Here is an 8745-nt window from a genome sequence, read left to right on the forward strand (position 1 = left end):
GATTGCAGATTAAAATGTCAGGTTAACACCAAAGTTGTAAGTCGCGTATAAAGGATAAACGTTCGCATCCAAACCAGCGTTGAGTGTAGTGTTGGATAAAGTGTTGGAGATTTTCTCCGCCGCGTTTGTTGGCACAGGACCAACCTCCGGACTAAATCCTTTATAACCGAAGAAGTTGAGTGCATTCTGAGCATTGGCATAGAACCTGATTTTCTTGATTTTCCATTTCTCAAGAATCGCTCCCGGAAGGGTATAACCTAACTGTGCATTCCTAACCCTGAAATATGATCCGCTGGATACATAGAACGAGTTTGGCGAAGAGTTAGCCGAAGAACCAATGTTAGCTGAAGGATAGGTATTTGATGTACCTGGTCCATGCCAGCGGTTTTCTGCAAAATCCTTGGTGAAGTTCTCGTTTCCGAAACGGTAAGCCAGGTTAGAGTTGTAGATATCTACCCCCGCAACCCCCTGGAAATCCAGTGCAAGGTCAAAGTTTTTATAGGCAAAGCTGGTATTGATACCGTAAGTATATTTAGGGTTTGGATTCCCGATTACCGTTCTGTCCAGTGAGGTGATCTTACCATCACCGTTCAGATCCTGATATTTGAACCCCCCCGGAAGGGCGCCCGACTGTGTTGGGGAAGCCGCGATATCTGCTGCATCCTGGAAGATACCCGCAGTTCTGTATCCGTAGAACTGCCCGATAGGATCACCAGCGATAGTTCTTGTAGCAAGGAAACCATTCGTAACACCTGTACTACCACTGTAAATCGGGTTGCTGCCAGTGCTTACGTTAAGTACTTTGTTGGCATTGTAACCAATATTACCGCTGATAGAGTAGGTGAGACCTCCTTCGGATTTATCACTCCATGTAGCAGAAAGCTCTACACCTCTGTTCTGAAGGTCAGCCTGGTTACCCAGGATCTGGTTATCCACTGTTCCTAATGAACCCAGGATTGGCAGTGCGAAGATGGCTCTGGACGTTTTACGTGTGTAAAAATCTGCTTCGATGTTTAATCTGTTGCTCAGGAAGCCGGCTTCGAAACCTGCGTTGGCACCAATACCTTTTTCCCAAACGATGGAAGGTGGTACCAGCGTATTTCTGCTTGCACCTGTGTACAATACGTCATTGTAGATCGCTGCAAGGTTCGCTGTCTGTGCGATCAGCGCTTGTGTAGGATTAACCGGCACACTTGCATTTCCTACGATACCGTAACTACCACGGATCTTCAGATTGCTGAACAGCGTCTGGTTTTTCATAAACTCTTCATTAGTCAGTACCCATCCGGCACCTACCGAAGGAAAATATCCCCAGGTCTCGTTACCATAGAACTGTGATGCACCATCCGCACGGATAGAAGCATTCAGCAGGTATTTGTTTTTGAATGAGTAGTTTGCTCTGGCAAAGTAAGAAGCAAATTTGATCAGACTGGCCTGATCTGTCACGTTACGGTCGGCAACATTACCCAGTCTCAGGTAAAGATCGGCATCGCTGTTAAAAGGTACGTCACGAGCTGTAGCATTGATAGTGTAGGCCTTGTTGCTTTGTGCCGACTGGCCCAGGAGCACAGTCAGGTTATGGTCTTCTTTGAAAGTGTTCTGATAGGTCAGTGTATTCTCGATAATCCAGTTACGTGTTTCTACACGTTTCAGGTCCAGCGTACTTCTTTCAGCCTGCTGTGCAAAAGTTGCATAGTAAACCGGCGCATATGTTCTGGCTTCAAGTTGTCCAAATTCACCACCTATACTAGTTTTGAAGGTGAAGTGTTTGGCAAATTTCAGTTCTGCAAAGATGTTACCTGTAGCTCTGTAGTCTTTGGATACCTGATTAAAGAAGTCCAGAGTAGCCTGAGGATTGAAGTTTGCACCATCTCCAAGACGCTGATCATTTGGGTCACCGTAAGAGCCGTCCGGGTTAAATACCGGAACTGTTGGTGAAGCAGAGTACATCTGGTGGAAGATCGTCAGGGGAATATCTTTTGATTTGCTGGCAACGCCTGTTACGTTATATCCTACTTTCAGATTTTTGAAGATCTGGATGTCATTGGAAACCCTTGCAGTATATCGTTTGTAGTTATTGGTTTTTACGATACCATCCTGATCCAGATAACCCAGGGAGATGTTGAAGGTTGATTTCTCAGTACCACCGGCTACAGATAAACTGTGGTTGGTTACAAAGGCATTTTGGAGGATCTGGTCATACCAGTCGGTACCCTGACCAAAAGCATTGGGATTGGCAATCACCGGAGCGCCGCCATTAGAAGTAGACAACTCGTTGGTCAGCGTAGCATATTCTGAAGCATTGGCCATTTCAACTTTGTTTGTCACTTTCTGAAATCCGGCAAAGGCATCGTAGTTAATCACTGTTGGAGCACCGGCTTTACCTTTTTTAGTAGTAACCAATACTACACCATTCGCTGCACGGATACCATAGATGGACTGTGCCGAAGCGTCTTTCAGTACGTTTAGTGTTTCAATATCGGCAGGGTTCAGGAAGTTGATATCACTGTACCACACTCCATCCACTACATATAATGGCGCCTGGTTACCAAAGATGGTACCTAAACCACGGATGCGGATCTGCGGGGATGAACCCGGAGAACCAGAGTTTGTGATTGAAACACCGGCAACTTTACCTTGCAGGCCGCTGACAGGGTTTTGTGAAGCCTGCTTGGACAGCTCTTCACCTTTAACACTGGCTACCGACCCGGTAACGTCTATCTTGCGCTGGGTACCATAACCTACTACGACAACCTGCTCAAGTTGTTGTGAGGATGATACCATCGCTACGTTAATTGTTGTCTGATTGTTTACAGGAACTTCCTGAGTTGTGTATCCAATATAAGTAAATACTAATATTGCGTCAGCGGGCGCGCTTATCGTAAAGACCCCGTTGGCGTCTGTCTGAATTCCTGTAGTAGTGCCTTTAATGTTTACACTTACAGAAGGCAGGGTTGTTTTATCCTGACTGTCTGATACCAGTCCCTTAACAGTGATGTTTTGGGCCGAGGCAACATTAAAAAGCAATAGACAAAGAAAACTTAAAACAGAGAATTTTGTAAAGATTCTTTTCATGCTCGTATTTGGTTTTTGTGTTTAATTGTGGGTTAAATCTCCATTTGTTAAACAGTTTAAACAAAGAAATGGCCTCAACAATATTACATCAACAGAGCTTTGTGTAGAAAATACAATAAGTGTTTTTTAGAGACAGAGGGTGTATGTACGCTGTTTTTGGCTATGCCAGTGCGGTTTTTTCGATATCACACATGAGTGTAAATTCAAAAAAATATTTACTCTTTTTTTGCGTGTGTGTAGTAATGATGTAGTCCTAAAGTTCCATAAAGAACTCTGCAAGGTTCTTATCATGCGGAATATTGAGTTTTTTCCGAAGCCTGTAGCGCCTGATTTCGACCCCTCTCAACGAAATATTTAACAAAGATGCCATCTCTTTACTGCTCATATTCATGTGAAGATAGGCGCATAATTTGAGGTCGTTCGGTACCAGATCCGGGTGGTTTGCTTTAAGTTTTTTGAAGAAACTGCCATGTGCTTCATTGAAACTTGTCTCAAATAAATTCCAGTCGCGCTCATCATTCATACCTTCATCAATGATCTTCTGAACTTTGCGGATATGGTCGTCCGCCACCTTCTTGCCATCCTTATCTTTGAGTCTGAGCATCTCCTCGCTAAGCTTCTGAAGGAGCTCATTTTTGTAGACGAGGCTCATTGCCGAACTCGCGAGTTCGCGGTTCTTGCTTTTCAATTCTGCATGCAGTTTCTCCGTTTGTATTTTGATGATCTGCTTCTCTGTAGCTTCAGCTTCTTTCTTCAGGAATACCTCTTTCTCTAGCTGTACCCTGGCCAGAATCTTATCTCTGTCTTTCTGCAGTTTTTTCTGATAGTATTTCCTGACCATTAAGAGCGCGCAAATGACGAGCAATATATATAAAACAATTGCCCAGTTGCTGGCGTAAAAAGGGGGGAGAACAGTAAATTCGAATACACTGGTCTTGCTCACCAGGTTATCATTGATTTTTGCACGTACGAGGAACCTGTATTTGCCTCTGCCCAGGTTGGTGAAGTCTTTTTGTGTAGAGGTGCTCCATTCAGACCATTGTTTGGAATACCCTTCAAGGAAATACTGAAATTTGATGGTCGACTGCCGGTACCATGGCAATGCGTAGGAGATCCTGATGTTATGTCTGCTATAAGGAATTTCGATTTCAGCACCGCTATTGCCATTTTCGCTGATGATGCTGTAGGTATCCGTAACATCTTCCACACGTCTGATCAGTACGGCCGGTAATGTTTTGCTTTTGCTTGTTCCAGTGCTTCCTGCAGGATCGTAGATTACAAATCCATCATCGACGCTCACGAGGTACATGTTCGCACTGATCTTGCTGATGTTTTCATAATATTGCACCATTCTTCCGTCCAACAGGCTGAACTGATTGGAATCGATTGACAGTTTACCTGGTTCCAGAAAATCCGCCAAAGCGGTTTTGCCATGATTGATAAACCAGTATTTCTTTTGCCCGGCAGGGATGATCTTGTTGGAAATGGCAAAGCTGGCCAGCCCCTTGTTGAGTGCAGTGTACTTGCTGAAGCGGTCGCTCAGCTCATCATACAACATAAATCCTGCATCTGAGGAGAAGACAGGTTTATTCTCCAGCATGAAAATATTGATGTTGAAATCACTCGGTAAGCCATTTTTCGCGTCATAACGTCTGGTCTTTACCACCTTTTTGAAATCGCTGCTGAGTGTCAGCCGGTAAATCCCTTTGTAGGCATGGCTGACCCAAATATCTCCATGAGCATCCTGCTCCACATACCGGGAAGGTTCCCAGAAATCGTCAACCTTGCTGAAATATTTCCATAGCCCCGCGGCATCTTTTTTGAAGAGCACCAGCCCTGTATAAGTTCCCTGTATCAAATAATCAGGGTTGCTGTTTAATTTCTTCATCGTCCATCCGCCGTTTACCGTGGATATCTTCTCCATGCTGGCTCCTGTTACTCTGAAGGTACCTTCGTTATGGCCACAGAGCAGCTGACCATCAACCAGGCTGAGATCCCATACCTGGCCCTGCGAACCCGGGATCAGTTTGAAGTCGAAGCTGTTGAACCTGTTTCCTTTAGCGGAAGACCAGGGACTGTAGAATAATCCCTGATTGGTGCCCAGGTAGATGTTTCCCTGGTCGATCAGACTGGAGTAGACGGTGCCTAACTGCCCGGCTTTGTCCAGATAGAAATATAGCGGGGAATTGAGTTCAACCCTGTCAATTCCATTGTCCAATCCGGTCCATAGGTTAGATTCTTCGTCTGTAAAGAGACTGAGGATGGTATTGTTCTGCAGTCCGCCGGATTTGTTGATCCGCTGGATCACATTCCCGTTCTCATCGATGAGAATGAGCCCGTTGAGGATGGTTCCAAAAGCGTAATATTGTTTATCGATCTTACTGCCATTGTTCAGCTGATATGTCTTCAGAAAATCGTTTGCTGCCGTGACAAATGGGCTGAAGCTGATTCCGTCATAGATAAATAAGCCATCTTTGCTGGTACCAATCAGCATCTGGTTTCCTTTGTAAGGCAGGATCGTCATGATGTTCATCGGACTGGTGGTGCCGAGGTTTGGCAATGCTGCGAGTTTGGTACCCTGCAGTTCATAAAGGCCTTTTCCTGTTACTTCTATGAGAAAACGCTTGCCGACCTTCTGCAGAAATAGCAAGGAGCCCGGCCCTTTTACGACACTTATTTTTTTATCCTGGTAAACATAGATTGTACTGAACGACTGAAAGATGACTCTCTTACCATCAGCGTAAATTTTCCAAATTTCGTCTTTTACGGTATTGCCGGATGGGATCAGGCTTGTAAGTGAGGTGTAAGTGAGTTTTCTGTTTTTGGTAGACCAATATCCAAACTCTCCAAAACTGCCTGTATAAACCATTCCGTCATCAGCTGCGGCTACTGCACGCACAATCTGACGGTTGGGCATGGTATATTGCTGCCAGTATTTTCCGTCATAGGTGAGCAGTCCCTGGGCATTCCCGAAATACATGATCCCTTGTTTATCTTTGGCGATTGCCCAATTCTGGTTACCGGAAAGATAAACGGATTTAGGGAAATTCTGCACATAGGGAACCCCGATGCCTTTAATATAATCTGCCCGGGCAATACTGCCCAGGAAGAGAAAACTTAGAAAGAGAATACAGCGGGTGTAAAAGCGGGCCTTCATGAACGCTAAAGGTACTACATTGGGCTGAGTACCGTCGCTTTTATGGGCTGCGGAACTTTAACATAATATCCTGTACCGTCATATGGTCTTCTGCGAGGGTGAGTCAGGCAGGTGTCTGAACAGCAGCCTTCCATTTTTGTACCACATTCATCACACTGGGTGACATGCTCATTGCATTCAGGATTGGCACAATTGATCATCTTGGCAGTGATGGTACCGCAGTTATAACATGTAGATACTACACTTGGATTAACTGTATTTACATCTACCGCGATACGGTTATCAAATACATAACATTTTCCTTCAAAATCTTCGCCTCCGGCTTCTTTGCCATACTTGATGATTCCGCCGTGGAGCTGATACACGTCGTTAAAGCCGTGGTGTAATAAAAGAGCTGACGCTTTCTCACATTTGATACCGCCTGTGCAATAGGTTAATACTTTTTTATCTTTATACTGCTCCAGTTCGGCAATTTTTTCAGGGAAATCCCTGAAGTTTTCGATATCCAGGGTAACTGCATTTTTAAACCTTCCCAGACTGTGCTCATAGTTTGAGCGCACGTCCAGGATGATTACATCTTCCTGTCCAATCATCTCCTTGAAATCTGCAGGTTCCAGATGTTTACCTGTTTTTTCATTTGGATTGATGATACTGGTATCTCTTAAACCAGAGTGAACGATCTCAGATTTATACCGGCAATGCATTTTTATAAAGGTAGGCTCTTCAACATCGTCTATCTTAAATTCAGTTTTTGCAAAACGCTCGTCGGCATGAATTGCTTGCATGTAAGTTGCGCAAGCTTCTTCTGTGCCCGAGATCGTACCGTTTAAGCCTTCGTCGGCTACAATGATACGGCCTACAAGACCTAAAGATTTACAAAATTTAAGGTGATCGGCAGCAAATTGCTCTGCCTCAGCTATAGGACTATAGCAATAGTAAAGGAGTGTCTGGAATTTTTTCATTTTTTTTAATACCGCTGCAAACGGCGTTTAATGGTACAAATTTACAAATTATATTTAATACTGTGTAATCACATGTTTTTTATGGCTGAGGAAAAAAACAAGCAGGAGGCTCATGCTCAGCAGTATTCCCGTGGCCTGGTGCAGCATTGCATAAAGACGGTAGGTGGTATTGATGCTATTGAGTAAGGTGGTTATACCGAGAAAAATCTGCAGGCACATCAGCAGGAGCATACCTGTGCGCAGCAGAGATGTTGCGCGGTGTTTTTTTAGGAAAGTGGTTTTTCTGTAAAGGATGAGCACCGTGACTACTATAGTATAGGCCAGCATTCTGTGAATAAATTGTATCGTCAGCAGCTGGGATTCTTCTGTGAATATTCTTGGCGGGATGATGAAGCCGTTGATGTCCGGCCAGGTGGGGGCGGCAAGAGCTGCTTTTGAGCCTGCCATTAACGCGCCGTAGAAAAGCTGGCCGAGCATGAGAAAGAACGTTAATCCGGCAATGGTTTTTATCTTTCTTATATAATATATACTATAGGGGCAGATGCTGAGCTGAAAAGCCATCCATAAGATATAGCTGAGCAGAAGGATTGCCATCATGAAATGTATAGCGAGTTTGATTTCATCTACGGCGAGGGAGGTGTCATTCAATCCACTTTTAACCATGATCCATCCGACGACGGCCTGCAAAGCACCTAATAATAACAAGAAGATCAGTTTGGTGAACATTCTGGTATTGATTTTCTTTTGCAGGAGGAATACCATAAAGGGAATGATAAAGATCAGCCCAATGGTTCTTGCCCAGTTTCTGTGGAGCCACTCCCAAAAGAATATCATTTGATAATCTGTCAGACTGAAGTGATGATTTAGTTTTTTAAATTGTGCAATCTCTTTATACTGGTTAAAGCTGTGTTGCCATTCTTCGGTGCTTAGAGGCGGGAATGCACCGAGGAGGGGTTGCCACTCTGTGATGGAGAGACCGGAACCGGTAAGACGGGTAATACCGCCCAAAAGGATTTGTATAAATACGCAGAATGCACCACAGTAGAGCCAGATGGCAAGCTGGCGCCTCGCCGTATCCTTCATAGATGCTGCGTGAAACTTTTGAATCATTTAATTTGATGATGTGTGTTGATGGGGCAAAGTTGAGCAGTTGGACTGGTAATATATATGACGGTGATCATTATTCGGTATTCGTTCGAGGTTTGTTATGGGTTAAACTATCCCTCAACTATGGTCGAACTATAGTCAAGCTATACCATGTTTACCCTATCTTTACCAGAACTCTACACCAACTCTACTCCATATTTACCCTTTAGGTAAAGTTCTGGTAAAGTAGGAGTCTACATGGGGTAAACATGGTATAGTTTAAGCATAGCTTGACCTTAGCTAAACCATAGTTTAACCCATAACAAACCCCGAACAAAGTACGAACAAAGCCTTTCTAAAATCTTTCCTGCTGAAAACCATGTCTTTAGCGGTCGTATACAAATGAATTGCAGATAATGTTTGGCTGGCGGGATATTTTTCCTACTTTTGCATCCCGCTTCGGAT

4 protein-coding genes are annotated in these 8745 nt (G+C 44.1%); all 4 read right to left on the reverse strand.

Translation table 11 applies throughout. From position 1 onward, the window contains the following. Positions 1–9 precede the first annotated feature (9 nt). Positions 10–3075 carry a TonB-dependent receptor gene (locus OQY15_RS19985; RefSeq protein WP_265793709.1) on the reverse strand — a complete coding sequence of 1022 codons (3066 nt, stop codon included), beginning with the start codon at positions 3073–3075 and terminating at the stop codon, positions 10–12. Between the two features lie 253 nt (positions 3076–3328). Then, positions 3329–6232, reverse strand: coding sequence for a triple tyrosine motif-containing protein (locus OQY15_RS19990; RefSeq protein WP_265793711.1), 2904 nt, complete (start codon positions 6230–6232; stop codon positions 3329–3331). A 14-nt stretch (positions 6233–6246) separates the two neighbouring features. Beyond that, positions 6247–7194, reverse strand: a complete 948-nt coding sequence (locus tag OQY15_RS19995; protein ID WP_265793712.1) for a rhodanese-related sulfurtransferase — start codon at positions 7192–7194, stop codon at positions 6247–6249. A gap of 54 nt (positions 7195–7248) precedes the next feature. Further along, the gene (locus tag OQY15_RS20000) at positions 7249–8304 is read right to left on the reverse strand and encodes a COX15/CtaA family protein (RefSeq protein ID WP_265793714.1); all 1056 of its coding nucleotides are present in this window, start codon (positions 8302–8304) and stop codon (positions 7249–7251) included. Positions 8305–8745 lie beyond the last annotated feature (441 nt).

Origin of the sequence: Pedobacter sp. MC2016-15, from assembly GCF_026239695.1 — a bacterium.
Taxonomy (GTDB): domain Bacteria; phylum Bacteroidota; class Bacteroidia; order Sphingobacteriales; family Sphingobacteriaceae; genus Pedobacter.